This is a genomic window from Pseudomonas sp. Snoq117.2 (assembly GCF_900110545.1).
Classification (GTDB): Bacteria; Pseudomonadota; Gammaproteobacteria; order Pseudomonadales; family Pseudomonadaceae; genus Chryseomonas; species Chryseomonas benzopyrenica.
The window spans coordinates 24404-42851 of the sequence record NZ_FOED01000015.1 but is presented as its reverse complement, the minus strand read 5'-3'; the positions used below and the strand labels follow the sequence as shown (position 1 = coordinate 42851).

Here is an 18448-nt window from a genome sequence, read left to right as displayed (position 1 = left end):
GGCAAGCCAACTACTGTATATATAACCAGATACAGAATACGAGGTGACGCATGGCCGTCGAAGTGTTGTATCGCAGCAGCCGAGATCCGGAGCGCCTGTTCATGGATAAAGCCGAAGCCGATCGTCACGATAAAATGTTGGAGCTGGCCGAGTCGCTCGCCAGTGTGCTGGACAAGGCCGTCCCCGGTCTTGCCGAAAAGCAGTGCGAAGACCTGGGGCTGTTCATGGCCCGCAACCGCGAAGTCTTTGCCCGGGCGTTTCGCAACCAGCCGGATGCGCTGGGCGAGTTGGACCTGCCTAGCTAGCGAGAGGCGCTGCCCCTCGGGTAGCCTGGGAAGAGATCTGAGCCGGAGAAAGCCTCTTGTCCCTTCCCATCATCTTCGATACCGATCCTGGCGTGGACGACGCCCAGGCTATCGCCCTGCTGTTTGCCGATCCCGCCTTCGAGGTGATCGGCCTGACCACGACCTTCGGCAACGTGCCGGTCAGCACGGCGACCCGTAACGCCCTGCTGCTCACCGAGCTGGCGGGCCGGGACACGCCCGTCGCCGCCGGTGTCGCCGAACCCCTGGTCAAGCCGGCCGGCAATCATGCCCTGCACGTGCATGGCCAGGATGGCCTGGGCAATCAGCAGCTCCCCGCGCCGCGCCAGGTGCCCCACGCCCTGGACGCCGCACGCTTCATCGTCGAGCAGACCCGCCTGCGACCGGGTGAGATCACCCTGGTAGCGGTCGGGCCGCTGGGTAACCTGGCCCTCGCCCTGGCGCTGGATCCCACGGTCGCCGACCGCGTCCGCGAGGTGGTGGTGATGGGCGGCGCCATCGTCGAGCCGGGCAACGTCACGCCGGTGGCCGAAGCCAACATCTTTTCCGACCCCCATGCCGCGGCGCGGGTCTTTGCCGCCGCCTGGCCGCTGACCCTGGTTGGCCTGGATGCCACCCACCGCGCCGTGCTCGACCCGCCACGCCTGCAGCGCATCGCCGCGCGTCAGGGCGCCCTGGGTGAGGTACTCGCCCGCAGCTATGACTTCTATGCGGACTTCTACCGCAGCGTGAAGGACATCGACGGCTGCCATCCCCATGACAGCTGCGCCCTCGCCTACCTACGGCGCCCCGAACTGTTCCACACCGCGCGCGGCCATCTCAGCGTTGGTACCGAAGGCCTGGCGGAAGGCCAGACCTTCTTCGCGCCCGAGGGTCGTGCCTACCTGGACGGGCGCTGGTCCGGCAATCCGCTGGTAAGGGTCTGCCTGGGCATGGACGGCGCAGGCATGGTGGCCTGGATGGAAGAGGTCCTGACCGCAACCGAGCGGTAAGGGGTAACGCGCCACCGTTCGGACTCCAAGCGATCGACAGGCATAAAAAAAGGCCCCTTGCGGGGCCTTTTCTACATCCCGGATCAGTTGACCTTGGGATCCAGTTCGCCACGGGCATAACGCTCGAACATGGCATCCAGGGAGATCGGCTTGATCTTGGAGGCCTGGCCAGCGGTGCCGAAGGCTTCGTAACGGGCGATGCAGACTTCGCGCATGGCGGTCACGGTCTTGGCCAGGTACTTGCGCGGATCGAACTCGCTGCGGTTCTTGGCCATGAACTCGCGGATGGCACCGGTGGAGGCCAGACGCAGGTCGGTGTCGATGTTGACCTTGCGGACGCCGTACTTGATGCCTTCGACGATCTCTTCGACCGGCACGCCGTAGGTTTCCTTGATGTCGCCACCGTACTCGTTGATGATCTTCAGCCACTCCTGGGGCACCGAGCTGGAGCCGTGCATGACCAGGTGGGTGTCCGGGATGCGCGCATGGATTTCCTTGATGCGCTGGATCGACAGGGTATCCCCGGTCGGCGGCTTGGTGAATTTGTAGGCGCCGTGGCTGGTGCCGATGGCGATGGCCAGGGCGTCGACCTTGGTGGCCTTGACGAACTGGGCGGCCTCTTCCGGATCGGTCAGCAGCTGGCTGTGATCCAGGGTACCTTCGGCGCCCACGCCGTCTTCTTCACCGGCCATGCCGGTTTCCAGGCTGCCCAGGCAACCCAGCTCGCCTTCCACGGACACGCCGCAGGCATGGGCGAAGGCCACGGTCTGCTGGGTGACGCGCACGTTGTAGTCGTAGTCGGACGGTGTCTTGCCATCGGCCATCAGCGAGCCGTCCATCATCACCGAGGAGAAGCCCAGCTGGATGGAGCGCTGGCAGATGTCGGGGGTGGTGCCGTGGTCCTGGTGCATGACCACGGGGATGTGCGGGAATTCTTCCACCGCGGCCAGGATCAGGTGCCGCAGGAAGGGAGCGCCGGCGTACTTGCGGGCACCGGCGGAGGCCTGAACGATGACCGGCGAATCGGTCTTGTCGGCGGCTTCCATGATGGCGCGCATCTGCTCGAGGTTGTTGACGTTGAAGGCCGGGACGCCGTAGCCGAATTCGGCGGCGTGATCCAGCAGCTGACGCATGCTGACGAGTGCCATTGGTGATTATCTCCCTACAAAGGCGGTGGTGGCGCCAGCCTGCATGAGCGGCTGGCAGGGTTCAAGCGGCCGACCCCTGGCCGCTGTGGATTAATCGGTTCAGCTGACATTCGCCGGTTCAAGGCGTCCGGCAGCCGCGGCCGATGAGGTCGTTGTTGGCGATCCAGTAGACGAGCCCCTGGTCGCCACGAATATGGAAAGCCACCAGCCCATCGGTATAGGACTGGCCATCGGTGGCCGGTTCGCGGTTGAGATGACGGATCAGGCCATCGCCTTCCAGCTTGAGGTCGACGATGGACTGGCTGCGATCCACATAGCGCCAGTCGAAGGCCGCCTTGGAATCGCAGACCCAGTGCGTCCAGCCGCCGGTCTGCGGCGCGCTGCGGCCGGCACAGCCGGCCAACAGGGCGAGACCCAGCAGACCGAGGGCGAACGTACGCCCCTTCACTGGGCGCAGCCGCTGGTGGGACGACCAGCGTTGGCGTTACCGGTGAGCGTATCGACGCGCTCGCCGTTCTGCGCCGTGGGCGTGGCGGCCGCCGCAGGGGGCGGCGCGAACACCGCGCAGGCCTTGTCGGCATTGCCGCCGGCGCAACCGGCCAGCATGAAGACAGCGGAACAGACGAGCAGCGGCGTACGCATGGCGATTACTCCTGGGCGCGTTGCTGGAGGACTTCGACGGCCGGCAGGACCTTGCCCTCGACGAATTCGAGGAAGGCGCCACCACCGGTGGAGATATAGGAGACCTTCTCACCGATGCCGTACTTGTCGATGGCGGCCAGGGTGTCGCCACCGCCGGCAATGGAGAAGGCGTCGCTGTCGGCGATGGCCTGGGCCAGGGTGCGGGTGCCTTCGCCGAACTGATCGAATTCGAAGACGCCCACCGGACCGTTCCAGAGGATGGTCTTGGCCGATTTCAGCAGGTCGGCGAATTGCTGGGCGCTGACCGGGCCGATGTCGAGGATCATGTCGTCGTCGGCCACGTCGTTGATGGACTTGGTGACGGCTTCGGCGGTCTCGGCGAACTCCTTGGCGACCACCACGTCCACCGGCAGCGGAACGCTGACCTTGGCGGCGATGGCCTTGGCGGTGTCCACCAGATCGGCTTCGTACAGCGACTTGCCGACCTTGTAGCCGGCCGCGGCCAGGAAGGTGTTGGCGATGCCGCCGCCGACGATCAGCTGGTCGCAGATCTGCGCCAGGGAATTGAGCACGTCCAGCTTGGTGGAGACCTTGGAGCCGGCGACGATGGCGGCCATCGGGCGGGCGGGATTGCCCAGCGCCTTGCCCAGGGCGTCCAGCTCGCCAGCCAGCAGCGGACCGGCCGCGGCGACCTTGGCGAACTTGGCCACGCCATGGGTCGAGCCCTCGGCGCGGTGGGCGGTGCCGAAGGCATCCATGACGAAGACGTCGCACAGGGCGGCGTATTGCTTCGCCAGCTCATCGGCGTTCTTTTTCTCGCCCTTGTTGAAGCGCACGTTCTCCAGCAGCACCAGCTGACCCGGCTCGACCTGGACGCCGTCCAGGTAGTCCTTCACCAGCGGTACCTCGCGGCCCAGGGCCTTGCTCAGGTAGGCGGCGACCGGCGCCAGACTGTTCTCTTCGCTGAATTCGCCTTCGGTGGGACGGCCCAGGTGCGAGCAGACGATCACCGCGGCACCCTTTTCCAGGGCCAGCTTGAGGGTCGGCAGGGCGGCGACCAGGCGGGCATCGCTCTTGATCTGGCCTTCCTTCACCGGAACGTTGAGGTCTTCGCGAATCAGGACGCGCTTACCCTTCAGATCGAGGTCGCTCATTTTCAACACGGACATACAGGCAATCCCTTAGTTGTGCTTGTTTCAGGTGGGCTTGGCGATGCGCAGCCAATGGCCGGCGACGTCGAGCATGCGGTTGGCGAAGCCCCATTCGTTGTCGAACCAGACCAGCAGGTTGACCAGCCGGGGGCCGGAAACGCGGGTCTGGCTGCCATCGACGATGGCGGAATGGGGATCGTGGTTGAAATCGCAGGAGGCGTGGGGCAACTCGGTGTAGTCGATCAGCCCGGCCAGGGGGCCACTCTGGGCGGCGTCACGCAGCAGGGTGTTGAGCGCCGGCGCGGTGGTGTCCTGGCGGACGATGCAGGTGATGTCCAGGCAGGAGACATTGACCGTGGGCACACGCACGGCGCGGGCCTGGATGCGCCCGCCGAGCTCCGGCAGCAGGCGTTCGATGCCCCGCGCCAGGCCGGTCGCCACCGGGATGATCGACTGGAACGCCGAACGCGTCCGCCGCAGATCTTCGGCATGGTAGGCGTCGATCACGGGCTGGTCGTTCATGGCCGAGTGGATCGTGGTGATGGAGACGTACTCCAGACCCAGGGTCTCGTGCAAAAGTTTCAGCACCGGGACACTGCAGTTGGTAGTGCAGGAGGCATTCGAGACCAGCGTCTCGTCGCCGCGCAGGCTCAGCTGGTTGACGCCGTAGACCACGGTGGCGTCCACGTCGGTCTCGCTGACCATGGGCTGGGAGAACAGCACCCGCGGCGCACCGGCGGCCAGAAAGCGCCCGGCCTCGGCGCGGGTACTGAAGGCACCGGAGCATTCCAGCACCAGATCGACGTCCAGCGCCGCCCAGTCGACCCGCTCGGGTTCGGCCTCGCGGCGGATTTCTAGGGCTTGGTCGCCGATGCGCAGGCGCTCACCCTCTAGCGCGACCCGGCCGGGAAAGCGGCCATGGGTGGAATCGAAGCGGGTGAGGTATTCCAGGCTGGGCCGGTCGGCCAGGTCGTTGAGGGCGACGATGGCGAGCTCGGTAGCCGCGCCGCGCTCGTGCAACGCACGCAACACGCAACGACCGATGCGACCGTAGCCGTTGAGAGCGAGGCGATAGCGAGCGGAACTCATGCGTGAACGGACTCGGGCGCAAGCGAAAGGCCGATTATGCGGCTGTTCGACGACGAATGGGAGTCGCCAGGGTAGCCCACCGGCCTTTCTCACTACAAAAAAGCGCCCTCCTTGGCAGAGGCAGAAAAATTCCACCGTCTGGCTTGGGCGTCCTGCGGTATCCGGGTCGGAGCGTTGTCTGCCGTGAACAGATAGAGGTAGCTCCCAGGGAAGCAGGACTACCGGCCGGCCTGCGATGCCCTAGCAGAAACGGTCATCGAAAGCTGATAGAGCAGAGCCATGACCTGGATCAAAAACCCTACTTGTTGTGCTGTAGAAATTGCAAAACACCATATGTAGTATCTGGACCGAACTTGAGACCCAAGACGAGCTCCAACGAGAAGACCCGTGCCGCCACGGCAAACGCCGGCTGGCGTCAGGCTTTTTCCCTTGAGTTCGCCACACTGAGGACAGGAGTCAGCCATGACCATCACCATCTACAGCAAGCCTGCCTGCGTGCAATGCAACGCCACCTATCGCGCCCTGGACCGTCAGGGGATCACCTATGAGGTGGTGGATATCGAGCAGGATGCCCAGGCGCGCCAGACCGTGGAGTCCCTGGGCTATCGCCAGGTGCCGGTGGTGGTGGCCGGTGACGACCACTGGGCCGGTTTCCGCCCGGACAAGCTCGGTCAGCTGGTGGCCTGAGGCCAGGGCCATGGGTGAGCTGCTGTATTTCTCCAGCACCTCGGAGAACACCCACAGATTCGTCGAGAAACTCGGTCTGCCGGCGCGGCGCATTCCCCAGGATCCCGCCGCCGAACCGCTCAAGGCCCGCGAGCCCTACATCCTGATCTTGCCGACCTATGGCGGCGGCGGCAGCAAGGGCGCGGTGCCCAAGCCGGTGATCCACTTTCTCAACGATCCGCACAACCGGGCCCTGATCCGCGGCGTCATCGCCGCCGGCAACACCAACTTCGGCGAGGGCTACTGCCTGGGTGGACGCATCGTCGCCCAGAAATGCGCGGTGCCCTTGCTCTACCAATTCGAATTGCTCGGCACGACGGAAGACGTCGACCGAGTGCGCACGGGAGTGAACGACTTTTGGCAACGTCAGGCCTGACCCCGACCGGCAGCGACGCGGACTATCACGCACTTAACGCCATGCTCAATCTCTATGGTCCCAATGGCGAGCTGCAGCTCGACAAGGACCGCCAGGCGGCGCGGCAGTACTTCCTCCAGCACGTCAACCAGAACACGGTGTTCTTCCATAACCTGGACGAGAAACTCGGCTACCTGGTGGACAAGGGCTACTACGAGGCGGCGGTACTGGAGCAGTACACCCCGGCCTTCGTCAAGGCGCTGTTCGAGCGCGCCTATGCCTACAAATTCCGTTTCCAGAGCTTTCTCGGCGCCTTCAAGTACTACACCAGCTACACCCTCAAGACCTTCGACGGCCAGCGCTACCTGGAACGCTACGAAGACCGGGTGTGCATGGTCGCCCTGAGCCTGGCGCGCGGTGACGAACGCCTGGCCGAGTCCCTGGTGGACGAGATGATCAGCGGGCGCTTCCAACCGGCCACCCCGACCTTTCTCAACGCCGGCAAGCGCCAGCGTGGCGAGCTGGTGTCCTGCTTCCTGCTGCGTATCGAAGACAACATGGAGTCCATCGGCCGCGCGCTGAATCCGGCGCTGCAGCTCTCCAAGCGCGGCGGCGGCGTGGCCTTCCTGCTGAGCAACGTGCGCGAGGTCGGGGCACCGATCAAGCGCATCGAGAACCAGTCCTCCGGCATCATCCCGATCATGAAGCTCCTGGAAGACGCCTTCTCCTACGCCAACCAGCTGGGGTCGCGCCAGGGCGCCGGGGCGGTCTATCTCAACGCCCACCACCCGGACATCCTCAGGTTCCTCGACACCAAGCGCGAGAACGCCGACGAGAAGATCCGCATCAAGACCCTGTCCCTCGGCGTGGTCATCCCGGACATCACCTTCGAGCTGGCCAAGCGCAATGCCGACATGTACCTGTTCTCGCCCTATGACGTGGAACGGGTCTATGGCGTGCCCTTCGCCGACATTAGCGTCAGCGAGAAATACGCGGAGATGGTCGCCGATGCGCGCATCCGCAAGCGCAAGATCAATGCCCGGGAATTCTTCCAGACCCTGGCGGAGATCCAGTTCGAGTCCGGCTATCCCTACCTGATGTTCGAAGACACGGTGAATCGGGCCAACCCCATCGCCGGGCGCATCAACATGAGCAACCTCTGCTCGGAGATCCTACAGGTCAACACCCCCAGCCGTTTCGACGAAGACCTCGGCTACGCGCACATCGGCCAGGACATCTCCTGCAACCTGGGCTCGCTGAACATCGCCCGAACCATGGATTCGCCGGACCTGGGCCGCACCGTGGAAACCGCCATCCGCGGCCTAACCGCGGTCTCGGAAATGAGCGACATTCGCTGCGTACCCTCGGTGGCCGCCGGCAACGCCGCCTCCCACGCCATCGGCCTGGGGCAGATGAACCTGCACGGTTACCTGGCCCGCGAGCACATCCACTACGGCTCGGCGGAAGGCCTGGATTTCACCAACCTGTACTTCTACACCGTCACCTACCACGCGGTGCGCGCCTCCAATCGCCTGGCCATCGAACGCGGCCAGAGCTTCCAGGGCTTCGCCGATTCCAAGTACGCCAGCGGTGCCTATTTCGACCAGTACACCGAGGGCGACTTCACCCCCCGTACCCCACGGGTGGCCGAGCTGTTCGAGGTGGCCGGCATCCACCTGCCGACCCGCGCCGACTGGCAGGAACTCAAGGCCTCGGTGATGCAGCACGGGCTGTTCAACCGCAACCTCCAGGCCATCCCGCCCACCGGCTCGATCTCCTATATCAACCACTCCACTTCGAGCATTCACCCCATCGTTGCCAAGGTGGAGATCCGCAAGGAAGGCAAGCTGGGCCGCGTCTACTACCCGGCGCCCTACCTGGCCGACGACAACCAGGAGTATTACCAGGACGCCTACGAGATCGGCCCGGAAAAGATCATCGATACCTATGCCGAGGCCACCCGCCATGTCGACCAGGGGCTGTCGCTGACGCTGTTCTTCCGCGACACCGCCACCACCCGCGACATCAATCGGGCGCAGATCTACGCCTGGAAGAAGGGCATCAAGACGCTCTATTACATCCGCCTGCGCCAGGCTGCCCTGGAAGGCACCGAGGTGCAGGGCTGCGTGTCCTGCAGCCTGTGAGGAAAAGGTCATGAATGCAGCTATGAACGCCCCGCGCCTGAATCGCATCAACGCCATCAACTGGAACCGCCTGCAGGACGAGAAGGACCTGGAGGTATGGAATCGCCTGACCGGCAACTTCTGGCTGCCGGAAAAGATCCCGCTGTCCAACGACATCCCCTCCTGGGCGACCCTGACGCCCAAGGAGCAGCAGCTGACCATCCGCGTCTTCACCGGCCTGACCCTGCTGGACACGATCCAGAATGCCGTGGGCGCTCCGACCCTGCTGGCCGATGCCGTCACCCCCCACGAGGAAGCGGTGATCGCCAACATCGGCTTCATGGAAGCGGTCCATGCGCGCTCCTACAGCTCGATCTTCTCCACCCTCTGCTCGACGCCGGACGTGGACGAGGCCTATCGCTGGAGCGAGGAGAATCCCTATCTGCAGACCAAGGCCGACCTGATCCTGGCGCGCTACCACGCCGAGGACCCGCTGCTGCGCAAGGTGGCCAGCGTCTTCCTGGAATCCTTCCTCTTCTATTCGGGCTTCTACCTGCCGATGTACTGGTCCAGCCGCGCCAAACTGACCAATACCGCCGACCTGATCCGCCTGATCATTCGCGACGAGGCGGTGCACGGCTACTACATCGGCTACAAATTCCAGCAGGCCCTGGCCAAGGAAACGCCGGAGCGCCGCCAGCAGGTCAAGGACTTCGCCTACGAGCTGCTGCAGGATCTCTATGACAACGAGGTGGCCTATACCGAGGACCTCTACGACAGCGTGGGCTGGAGCGAGGACGTGAAGAAATTCCTTCACTACAACGCCAACAAGGCGCTGATGAACCTGGGCTTCGAGGCCCTGTTTCCCAGCAGCATGACCGACGTCAGCCCGGCGATCCTCGCCGCCCTGTCGCCCAGCGCCGACGAGAACCACGACTTCTTCTCCGGCTCGGGTTCGTCCTATGTCATCGGCAAGGCGGTCAGTACCGAGGATGAGGATTGGGATTTCTGAGCCAACCTCCTGCTCCGACCAGCCCCCTCTCCCCCTGGGAGAGGGTTGGGGTGAGGGTGTCCCGCGCGACGAAGTCCCAGTGGAAAAGGCTGCGCCGTTTTCCACGCTACGACGCTAAGTAATACGGCTTATCGCGGCCATGGCGGTCCGCCGATGCGGCCGCTCCTACAGGGCAGTGCTGCTTTTGTAGGAGCGGCCCATGGCCGCGATAGCACAGCTGCTCTATTGGCCTGCCCGCCCATGGCCGCGACAGCTCTCTACCTCGGCGGTCCCGTCCGAAAACGGCCAGTCACCCCTCCCCGGCGGTGCTAACCTGCCGCCATGAACGCCTTCCCCGATGTTCCCGCCTTCGAACGCGCCCGCCTGGCGCGCGACCCGCGTTTCGACGGCCTGTTCTACACCGCGGTGCTCACCACCGGCATCTATTGCCGGCCGGTGTGTCCGGCGCAACCGCCACGCCCGGAAAACGTCAGCTACTACCCCAGCGCCGCAGCCGCCGAGGCAGCGGGCTATCGCCCCTGCCTGAGATGCCGCCCGGAGCTCTCCCCCGCCAGCGGCCACTGGCAACGCGGCGATGCCACCCTGGCGCGGGCCCTGCGGCTGATGGACGAGGGCCTGGACGACGGCGGTCTGCCCGCCCTCGCCGCCCGCCTCGACCTCAGCGAACGCCAGTTGCGCCGGCTGTTCGTCGAGCGCCTGGGCGCCGCGCCCCTGGCGGTGCTCACCACCCGCCGACTGCTGTTCGCCAAGCAATTGCTCAGCGAGACCCGGCTGCCCATCACCGAGGTAGCCCTGGCCGCCGGCTTCGGCAGTCTCAGACGCTTCAACACCGCCTTTCGCGACGCCTACAGCCTGGCCCCCAGTCAGGTGCGCAAGGGTCAGGCCGCGGCTTCGCCCGTGCTGGTCCTGCGCCTGGCCTATCGTCCGCCCTACGACTTCGCCGCCCAGCTGGATTTCCTCCGTGGCCACGCCCTGCCCGGCGTCGAGGTGCTGGATGACCACAGCTACGCCCGGGTGATCGGTACCCCCGAGCAGCCGGGCTGGCTGCGCGTCTCGGCCTGGGACGCCGACACGCCGGCGCTGCGCCTGGAATTGCACGGCGCCGCGCCTAGGGAGCTGCAGGCCGCGGTGGCGCGCATCCGCCGCATGTTCGATCTGGACGCCGATCCCGAAGCCATCGCCCAGGGCCTGGCGATCGATCCAACCCTGGCCGAACTGGTGGCGCGCCGGCCCGGCCTGCGCCTGCCCAGCGGCTGGGACGGCTTCGAGATCGCCGTGCGCGCCGTCATCGGCCAGCAGGTCAGCGTGGTGGCGGCCACCACCATGACCGCCCGAGTGGTAAAGCGCTTCGGCCGCCCCTGGGGCGAGCCCGGTCACGAGGCCAGTCGACCACCCGCCGGTCTGCACCACTTCTTTCCCACGGTGGACGCCCTGGCCGATGCGGCCCTGGAAGACCTCACCGGCCTCGGCCTGATCCGCGCCCGCGCCGGTACCCTGGGTACGGTAGCCAGAGCGCTGCGCGCCGGCGAGGTGGACTTCGACACCGGCCGCACCCTGGACGATTTCGCCCGGCGCTGGATCGCGCTCAAGGGCATAGGGCCCTGGACCGCCCAGTACATCGCCCTGCGCGCCCTCGCCCATCCCGATGCCTGTCCGGTGGAAGACCTGGTGCTGCAGAAGCGCCTGGCGCCGCCCGGCGAGCGCCTGACCGCCAAGGCCCTGTATGCCCGCGCCGAAGCCTGGCGACCCTGGCGTGCCTACGGGGTGATGCAGGTCTGGCGCGAAGCCACCTGGAAGGCGCCCGCCGACGCCCCCGCCGAACCCGTTCCCACCCGTCTCGCCAAGGAGTCGCCCCGATGATCGCCTACTGCCTGCTGGACAGCCCCATAGGTACGCTCACCCTGGCCGCCGACGACAGTGGCCTGCGCGTGGTGGAATTTCCCGAGAATCGCTACCTGGCCAAGCGTGACGCCAGCTGGAGCGCCGCCGATCACCCCATCCTCGACCTGGCCCGCGTACAGCTCGGTGAGTACTTCGCCGGCCAACGCCAGACGTTCGAGCTGCCGCTGGCACCGCGCGGCACCCCCTTCCAGCTGGCGGTCTGGCAGGCCCTGGCGGAGATCCCCCACGGCCAGACCTGGAGCTATGGTCAACTCGCCAGCCATCTCGGCCGACCCCAGGCGATGCGCGCGGTGGGCGCCGCCAATGGCCGCAATCCCTTGCCCATCGTGCTGCCCTGCCACCGGGTGATAGGGGCGTCCGGCGCCCTCACCGGCTTTGGCGGCGGCCTGCCGACCAAGCAATTCCTGCTGGAGCTGGAAGGCGCGCTGCCGCCGCCGCGGGATCTCTTCGCCGCCTCCCTGCCTGGCACTGCGCCAGAATCTGCCTGCTAAAAGGCTCTAGAATGAGGCTTTCAGCCCTTGAGCCGGTGCAACCCTGTAGCGCACACTGGAACTTTCGATTCGCAAGGACGCGATGCGATGTTCAGCTCAGCCAATACCCCACTCTTCACCCTGACGCTGGACGGCGTCGCCCAGGATTTCCAGGTACTCGCCTTCGACGGCCACGAGGCCATCGGCCAGCCCTATCGCTTCCAGCTCGAGCTGGTCAGCGAGCGCCCGGACTGGCCGCTGGAAGCGCTGTTGCAGCGGCCCGCCTTTCTCGCCCTGGGTCCGGGTGACCAAGGCATCCACGGCCAGCTCGCTGCCGTGGCCCAGGGCGATACCGGTCGGCGCCTGACCCGCTATCGCGCCGAACTGGTACCGCGCCTGGCCAGCCTGGCCCACCGCGTCAATTCCCGCATCTTCCAGGGACTCGCCGTGCCCGAGATCCTGGCGCAGCTGCTCGAGGAGCACGGCATCCTCGACGGCGACTATCGCTTCGCCCTGGGGCCGACGCGCTATCCGCCGCGCGACTACTGCGTGCAGTACGGCGAAAGCGATCTGGCCTTTCTGACCCGCCTCTGCGAGGAAGAGGGCCTGCACTTTCACCACCAGCATCGCCGCGACGGCCATGTGCTGGTGTTTGGCGATGACGCCACCGGCTTTGCGCGGCTGGGTGCCACCCGCTATCGGCCCGGCAGCGGCCTGGTGGCGGAGGAACCCGTGATCAGTCGCCTGGCGGTCGGCCTGCAGATCCGCAGCAGCGCCGCGACCCTGGGCGATCACGACCCATTGCAACCTCGGCTGCGCCTGCACAGCAGTGCGGACGCCGCGGCCCAGCCCGCGCTGGAAGACTATGGCTTTCCCGGCCGCTTCACCGATCGCGCTACCGGCCAGCGCCTGAGCAGCCGGCGCCTGGAGCGCCTGCGAGGGGACGCCGTTCAGGCCGAGGGGGCGAGCGACCAGCCCAGCCTGGTGAGCGGGTATTTCCTGCCGCTGGAACAGCACCCGCGCGCCGACTGGAATCAGCTCTGGCTGCTGACCGAGATCCAGCACCAGGGTCGCCAGCCGCAGGTCCTGGAGGAAGACGCTGCCGACGCCATCCCGGCCGACGGCTGGCGCCAGGGCTATCGCAACAGCTTTGTCGCCCGGCCCTGGACGCAGCCCTTCCGCCTGCCCCTGCGCCATCCCAGGCCCAGGCTGCTGGGTGCCCAGAGCGCCGTGGTCACCGGACCGGCCGGCGAGGACATCCATTGCGATGCCCTGGGCCGGATCAAGGTGCAATTCCACTGGGATCGCCAGGGCCAGGCCGATGAGCGCAGCAGCTGCTGGCTGCGGGTCGCCAGCGGCTGGGCGGGTGACGGCCATGGCGCCCTGGCGGTGCCGCGGATCGGCATGGAGGTGTTGGTCGGCTTTCTCGAGGGGGATCCCGACCAACCCCTGGTGATCGGCTGCCTGTACCACGCCGAGCATCGCCCACCGCTGGAGCTGCCCCGGGACAAGACCCGCAGCACCTTCAAGAGTCTCAGCAGCCCCGGCGGCAATGGCTACAACGAACTGCGCAGCGAGGATCAAGGGGGTCAGGAAGAGATCCATGTCCACGCCCAGCGCGACTGGGACGAACGCATCGGCCACGATCACCGCAGCGAGATCGGCCACGCGCGCCATGAGCGCATCCGCGGCAACAGCTACAGCGAATTCCACGCCGAGGAACACCGCATCACCCGGGGCGAGCGCCGCAGCGAGGTGCGCGCCGACGACCACCTGGACATCGGCGAGAGTCAGCACCTGCGGCTGGACGCCAGCCTGCTGGTCGAGGCCGGCAGCGAGATCCGGCTGCACAGTGGCCAGAAGATCGTCCTGGAAGCCGGCGCCCGCCTGACCCTCAAGGCCGGCGGCAGCTTCGTGCAGCTGGAGGCCGCCGGGGTCACCCTGGCAGGGCCGAGCATCCGGGTGAATCCCTGAGCAGGCGCTGAATCCCGGGCATAAAAAAGCCACGCTTCAGCGTGGCTTTTTCTTTTGTCGCGGCAGGACTCAGTCTTCCAGCAACTCGCCGGCGACCGCCAGGACGTTGTCCAGGGTGAAGCCGAAGTGCTCGAACAGCGCCGCCGCCGGAGCAGATTCGCCGTAGGTGTGCATGCCGATGATACGACCGTCGAGACCGACGTACTTGTACCAGAAGTCGGCGATGCCGGCCTCGATGGCGATGCGCGCGCCGACTTCCACCGGCAGGACCTGCTGGCGGTACTCGGGGCTCTGGCGGTCGAAGACGCTGGTGCTGGGCATGGAGACCACGCGCACCTGGCGACCTTCGGCGGTCAGGCGATCATGGGCCTGCACCGCCAGGCCGACTTCGGAGCCGGTGGCGATGAGGATCAGCTCGGGTTCGCCCACGCAGTCCTTGAGCACGTAGCCGCCACGGGCGGCGTTGCCCAGGGTGGCGGCGTCACGCACGCTGTGGGTCAGGTTCTGGCGGGAGAAGATCAGCGCGCTGGGACCGTCGCGACGCTCCAGGGCCGAGGTCCAGGCGATGGCGGACTCCACCGCGTCGGCCGGACGCCAGGTGTCCAGGTTGGGGGTGTAGCGCAGCGAGGCCAGCTGCTCCACCGGCTGGTGGGTGGGGCCGTCTTCGCCGAGGCCGATGGAGTCGTGGGTGAAGACATAGAGCACCCGCTGCTTCATCAGCGCCGACATACGCACCGCGTTGCGGGCGTATTCCATGAACATTAGGAAGGTGGCGCCGTAGGGCACCAGGCCGCCGTGCAGGGCGACGCCGTTCATGATGGCGCTCATACCGAATTCACGCACGCCGTAGTGGACATAGTTGCCGCTGGCGTCTTCGGCGGTGACGCCCTTGGCGCCCTTCCACAGGGTCAGGTTGGAGCCGGCCAGGTCGGCGGAACCGCCGAGCAGCTCGGGCAGCAGCGGACCAAAGAATTGCAGGGCGTTCTGGCTGGCCTTGCGGCTGGCGATGGTCTCGCCCTTGCTGGCGACGTCCTGGATGAAGGCGGCGGCGCGCTCGGCGAAGTCGGCGGGCAGGTCACCGGCCATGCGGCGCTTGAACTCGGCGGCCAGCTGCGGATGGGCCTGGGCGTAGGCGGCGAATCGCTCGTTCCACTCGGCCTCGGCGGCGGCGCCGCGTTCCCGGGCGCTCCACTCGGCATAGATGTCGGCGGGAATCTCGAAGGGCGCATGGGACCAGCCGAGCAGCTCGCGCGCGGCCTGGATCTCGTCGTTGCCCAGGGGCGCGCCGTGGCACTCTTCCTTGCCCTGCTTGTGCGGGGCGCCGTAGCCGATCACGGTCTTGCAGCAGATCAGGGTGGGCTTGTCGCTCTTGCGCGCGGTGTCCAGGGCGGTCTGGATCTCGTCGGCGTCATGGCCGTCGACGTTGCGGATCACCTGCCAGCCATAGCTCTCGAAGCGCTTGGGGGTGTCGTCGGTGAACCAGCCTTCGACCTCGCCATCGATGGAGATGCCGTTGTCGTCATAGAAGGCGATCAGCTTGGACAGACCCAGGGTGCCGGCCAGGGAGCAGGCCTCGTGGGAGACGCCTTCCATCATGCAGCCATCGCCCAGGAAGGCGTAAGTATGGTGGTCGACGATCTGGTGGCCATCGCGGTTGAACTGGGCGGCCATGACCTTTTCCGCCAGGGCGAAGCCCACGGCGTTGGCGATGCCCTGGCCCAGCGGACCGGTGGTGGTCTCGATGCCCGGGGCGTAGCCGTACTCGGGGTGGCCCGGGGTCTTGCTGTGCAGTTGACGGAAATTCTTCAGGTCGTCGATGGACAGGTCGTAGCCGGACAGGTGCAGCAGCGAATAGATGAGCATGGAGCCGTGGCCGTTGGACAGCACGAAGCGGTCACGGTCGGCCCACTGGGGATTGCCAGGGTTGTGCTTGAGCTGATCGTGCCAGAGCACTTCGGCGATATCGGCCATACCCATGGGGGCGCCGGGGTGGCCACTGTTGGCCTTTTGCACGGCATCCATGCTGAGGGCACGGATGGCGTTGGCTCGATCACGACGGCTGGGCATTGCGGTGTCTCCTGGCAGAGGCAGAGCGAAAGGGCGGCCATTTTCGCTCAGCCAGGGCACTTCCAGCAATCGGCGCGGTCGCCTCAGCCCGCCGGGCAGATCGTATCGCCGTCGGCCACGAAGGCCTGGGCGACCGGCTCGATGCGCTTGGCCAGGGCGCTCAGCGCCTGGCGATGCGCCGTGACGACCTCGGCATAGGAGCCGCCGGCGGGCTGGCTGATCCGGCTGCCGCAGGTAAGCACCCGCTCGCCCCCGGGCTCGGCCAACCGCAGGGTCCAGAGCGCATCCTGCTGGACCCCACGTCCAGGCTGCGAATCGAAGCGCTGCAGATCCACCTTGATGCGCAGCACCGGTGCGCCGCTGCCACGGGGGGCATCGCCCAGGTCCAGGGTACCCAGGTCCCGGGACAGGTCGGCGGACAGCGCACTGCGGACCTCGTCGGCCAGGGGGGCGATCCAGCGCTCGTTTTCCAGCAGGGCGATGCCCTCGCCTTGGCGGATCACCAGCTGCGGCTGATCCACCTGCGGCGGCACCGAAACGCCCTGTAGGGCGAAGCGAAAGCTGGCCGCGCGACCACTGGCAGCGGGCTCCGCGGCACTGGTCAGGGTGTGGTAGTTGAGCGGCGCCTTGGACGAACAGGCGGCCAGCAGCAGGGGCAGAGCCAGGCAGGTCAGGCGCTTCATTGCAATTTTCCTTTGGCGGGATCGCGGGAGCCCGGTTCGAACTTGGGCGGCGGATCGGTCACCAGACCGCGGATCAGGGATTCCGGATGGCGGCCGAGGTAGTCGCCGAACACGCGCAGGGAGCGCGCCATGCGCTGCATCTCTTCGAGGGTCTGGGTCAGGTTCTGCTGCACCGGCGAGTCGGCGCCCAGACTCTGGCTGGCGCTGCCGGTGAGCTGCTGCACGCCCATCAGGGTGGTGGTCAGCTGCGGCAGGACGCCGGCGTTGAGCTGCTTGAGGGTGCCGCCGAGCTGCGCCAGGCTGGTATCGAGATTTTTGGCGATGGAATCGAAGGGGATCTTGTCGATCTTGTTGACGATGCCGGCCATCTGCTCCTGCAGGCGATCGAAGCTACCGGTAACGGTGGGGATCACCAGCGGCTTGGCCTGGGGATCGAAGGCCACCTTGGGCGCGTTGGGCACGAAGTCGACGGAAATGTAGAGCTGTCCGGTCAGCAGGTTGCCGGTACGGGCCTGGGCGCGCAGGCCACGGGCCACCCAGCCGGCGAACAGCTTGCCGTCGCGATTCTCGGCCTCAAAGTGCTTGCCAATATCGCCCAGCCGCTGGGGATAGATGACCGCGCCGACGATCAGTGAGAAGTCGTCCTTCTTCTCGTCGTAGTCCGGGGTCAGAGACACCACTCGGCCCACGTTCAGACCGAGGAATTCGACCGGTGCATCGGTGGCGAGGCCACGCAGCGACTGCTGGAATCTCATGCGCACATAGATGGGCTCGCCATCCGGCGGGGCCAGGGCGCTGGTCTGGTCGTCGAACAGGGTGAAACTCTGGTCTTCCTGGGCCTCCTGTGGATCCTTGGGCCACTCGGGGGTGACGAAGGCGATGCCGCCGGCGGCGACTGTGGCCAAGGATTGGGTCTTGAGCTTGAGACCACCGGCGCTGAGCGAGACATCGACCCCGCTGGCGTTCCAGAAGCGGCTGTTGGCGGTGACGAAGCGGTCGTAGGGCGAATCGACGAAGATCTGGGCGCTGACGCCCTTGCCGTCCTCGTTGAGGTGGAAGGACACCACCCGGCCGACTTGGATGCGCCGATAGTAGACGGGCGAGCCGACGTCCAGGGAACCGATGTCGTCGGCGGTTAGGATAAATCTTTTGCCCGAGGCGCCGTGGATCAGCGCCGGCGGCTGCTCCAGGCCGCGGAAGTCGCGCTTAGACTCAGTAGAGTCACCGATGTCGGCGCCGATAAAGGCACCTGACAGCAGTGTATCGACTCCAGAGACGCCGTTGACGCCGAAGCGCGGTCGCACCACCCAGAAGCGCGCGTCCTTGGTGGCGAAGCCCTCGGCGGACTTTTCCAGTTCGATGGTGGTGATCACCCGATTGCGATCCGGCGCCAGCTGGATGTCGCTGACGGTGCCGATCACCACGTTCTTGTACTTGACCTGGGTCTTGCCGGCTTCCAGGCCTTCGGCGGTGAGAAAGGTCACCGTGATGGTCGGTCCGCGCGAGGCCCAGCTGTGGATCACCATGGACAGCCCGATCAGGGCCGCCACGATGGGCACCAGCCAGATCAGCGATACGCTCCAGCGACTGCGGCGTACCTCGGGGGTAGGCGCCAGGGCGTCGGGTTCATGCCTGTCCGTCATCGTTCACCTCTGCATCCCAGATCAAGCGGGGATCGAAACTCATCGCGGCGAGCATCGTCAGCACCACCACGAAACCAAAGAACACGATACCCAGGCGCGGCGCCGCCGAACTCAGGGCACCGAAGTGCACCAGCGCCGAGACCAGGGC

At 66.3% G+C, this 18448-nt stretch carries 18 protein-coding genes; 9 read left to right on the top strand and 9 right to left on the bottom strand.

Translation table 11 applies throughout. The features are described from left to right. The first annotated feature begins 50 nt into the window (after positions 1-50). The gene (locus BMZ43_RS22650; protein WP_007161283.1) at positions 51-305 is read left to right on the top strand and encodes a YebG family protein; all 255 of its coding nucleotides are present in this window, start codon (positions 51-53) and stop codon (positions 303-305) included. 56 nt (positions 306-361) lie between these two features. Then, entirely contained in the window at positions 362-1315 is a 954-nt protein-coding gene (locus BMZ43_RS22645) for a nucleoside hydrolase (protein ID WP_093256890.1), read from the top strand. A gap of 83 nt (positions 1316-1398) precedes the next feature. On the opposite strand, the gene fba is transcribed toward BMZ43_RS22645, so the two are convergent. The 5 genes from fba to epd all read right to left on the bottom strand — a co-directional run bounded on the left by fba (position 1399) and on the right by epd (position 5345). Beyond that, entirely contained in the window at positions 1399-2463 is a 1065-nt protein-coding gene (fba, locus tag BMZ43_RS22640) for a class II fructose-bisphosphate aldolase (RefSeq protein WP_059316498.1), read from the bottom strand. A gap of 118 nt (positions 2464-2581) precedes the next feature. Beyond that, a complete protein-coding gene (locus BMZ43_RS22635; RefSeq protein ID WP_064308164.1) occupies positions 2582-2911 on the bottom strand; it encodes an MliC family protein in 330 nt (109 codons plus the stop codon). Next, positions 2908-3105 (bottom strand): hypothetical protein, encoded by a 198-nt coding sequence (locus tag BMZ43_RS22630; RefSeq protein WP_064308165.1) that lies wholly within the window; start codon positions 3103-3105, stop codon positions 2908-2910. Before BMZ43_RS22630 ends, BMZ43_RS22635 begins: the two co-directional genes overlap by 4 nt. A gap of 5 nt (positions 3106-3110) precedes the next feature. Further along, complete coding sequence (locus BMZ43_RS22625) at positions 3111-4274, bottom strand: phosphoglycerate kinase (RefSeq protein WP_017639472.1); 1164 nt, start codon at positions 4272-4274, stop codon at positions 3111-3113. A gap of 27 nt (positions 4275-4301) precedes the next feature. Further along, complete coding sequence (gene epd / locus BMZ43_RS22620; RefSeq protein WP_017639471.1) at positions 4302-5345, bottom strand: erythrose-4-phosphate dehydrogenase; 1044 nt, start codon at positions 5343-5345, stop codon at positions 4302-4304. A gap of 462 nt (positions 5346-5807) precedes the next feature. Between epd and nrdH the strand changes: the two genes are divergently transcribed. The 7 genes from nrdH to BMZ43_RS22585 all read left to right on the top strand — a co-directional run bounded on the left by nrdH (position 5808) and on the right by BMZ43_RS22585 (position 13907). Continuing rightward, the gene (gene nrdH, locus BMZ43_RS22615; protein WP_017639470.1) at positions 5808-6032 is read left to right on the top strand and encodes a glutaredoxin-like protein NrdH; all 225 of its coding nucleotides are present in this window, start codon (positions 5808-5810) and stop codon (positions 6030-6032) included. A gap of 10 nt (positions 6033-6042) precedes the next feature. Continuing rightward, entirely contained in the window at positions 6043-6447 is a 405-nt protein-coding gene (gene nrdI, locus BMZ43_RS22610) for a class Ib ribonucleoside-diphosphate reductase assembly flavoprotein NrdI (protein ID WP_017639469.1), read from the top strand. Next, positions 6429-8570 carry a class 1b ribonucleoside-diphosphate reductase subunit alpha gene (nrdE, locus tag BMZ43_RS22605; protein WP_093256886.1) on the top strand — a complete coding sequence of 714 codons (2142 nt, stop codon included), beginning with the start codon at positions 6429-6431 and terminating at the stop codon, positions 8568-8570. Before nrdI ends, nrdE begins: the two co-directional genes overlap by 19 nt. A 10-nt stretch (positions 8571-8580) precedes the next feature. Continuing rightward, complete coding sequence (nrdF, locus tag BMZ43_RS22600; protein WP_305881738.1) at positions 8581-9561, top strand: class 1b ribonucleoside-diphosphate reductase subunit beta; 981 nt, start codon at positions 8581-8583, stop codon at positions 9559-9561. Between the two features lie 321 nt (positions 9562-9882). Continuing rightward, the gene (locus BMZ43_RS22595; RefSeq protein WP_017639466.1) at positions 9883-11421 is read left to right on the top strand and encodes a DNA-3-methyladenine glycosylase 2; all 1539 of its coding nucleotides are present in this window, start codon (positions 9883-9885) and stop codon (positions 11419-11421) included. Further along, positions 11418-11954: a methylated-DNA--[protein]-cysteine S-methyltransferase gene (locus BMZ43_RS22590; protein ID WP_017639465.1), complete on the top strand. Its 537-nt coding sequence runs from the start codon at positions 11418-11420 to the stop codon at positions 11952-11954. The genes BMZ43_RS22595 and BMZ43_RS22590 overlap by 4 nt, the downstream gene beginning before the upstream one ends. Positions 11955-12041: 87 nt before the next feature. Further along, positions 12042-13907, top strand: a complete 1866-nt coding sequence (locus BMZ43_RS22585; protein WP_093256879.1) for a type VI secretion system Vgr family protein — start codon at positions 12042-12044, stop codon at positions 13905-13907. A 69-nt stretch (positions 13908-13976) separates the two neighbouring features. Here BMZ43_RS22585 and tkt read toward each other — a convergent pair whose 3' ends face one another. From tkt to BMZ43_RS22565, 4 genes are all read right to left on the bottom strand, one after another. After that, positions 13977-15974 (bottom strand): transketolase, encoded by a 1998-nt coding sequence (gene tkt / locus BMZ43_RS22580; RefSeq protein WP_093256874.1) that lies wholly within the window; start codon positions 15972-15974, stop codon positions 13977-13979. A gap of 83 nt (positions 15975-16057) precedes the next feature. Continuing rightward, positions 16058-16657: a PqiC family protein gene (locus BMZ43_RS22575; protein WP_064308170.1), complete on the bottom strand. Its 600-nt coding sequence runs from the start codon at positions 16655-16657 to the stop codon at positions 16058-16060. Further along, positions 16654-18300, bottom strand: coding sequence for a PqiB family protein (locus BMZ43_RS22570; RefSeq protein ID WP_093253447.1), 1647 nt, complete (start codon positions 18298-18300; stop codon positions 16654-16656). Before BMZ43_RS22570 ends, BMZ43_RS22575 begins: the two co-directional genes overlap by 4 nt. Then, positions 18284-18448 (bottom strand): paraquat-inducible protein A (locus tag BMZ43_RS22565; RefSeq protein WP_177344852.1); only part of this gene is annotated, 165 nt, incomplete at its 5' end. The genes BMZ43_RS22570 and BMZ43_RS22565, both read right to left, overlap by 17 nt.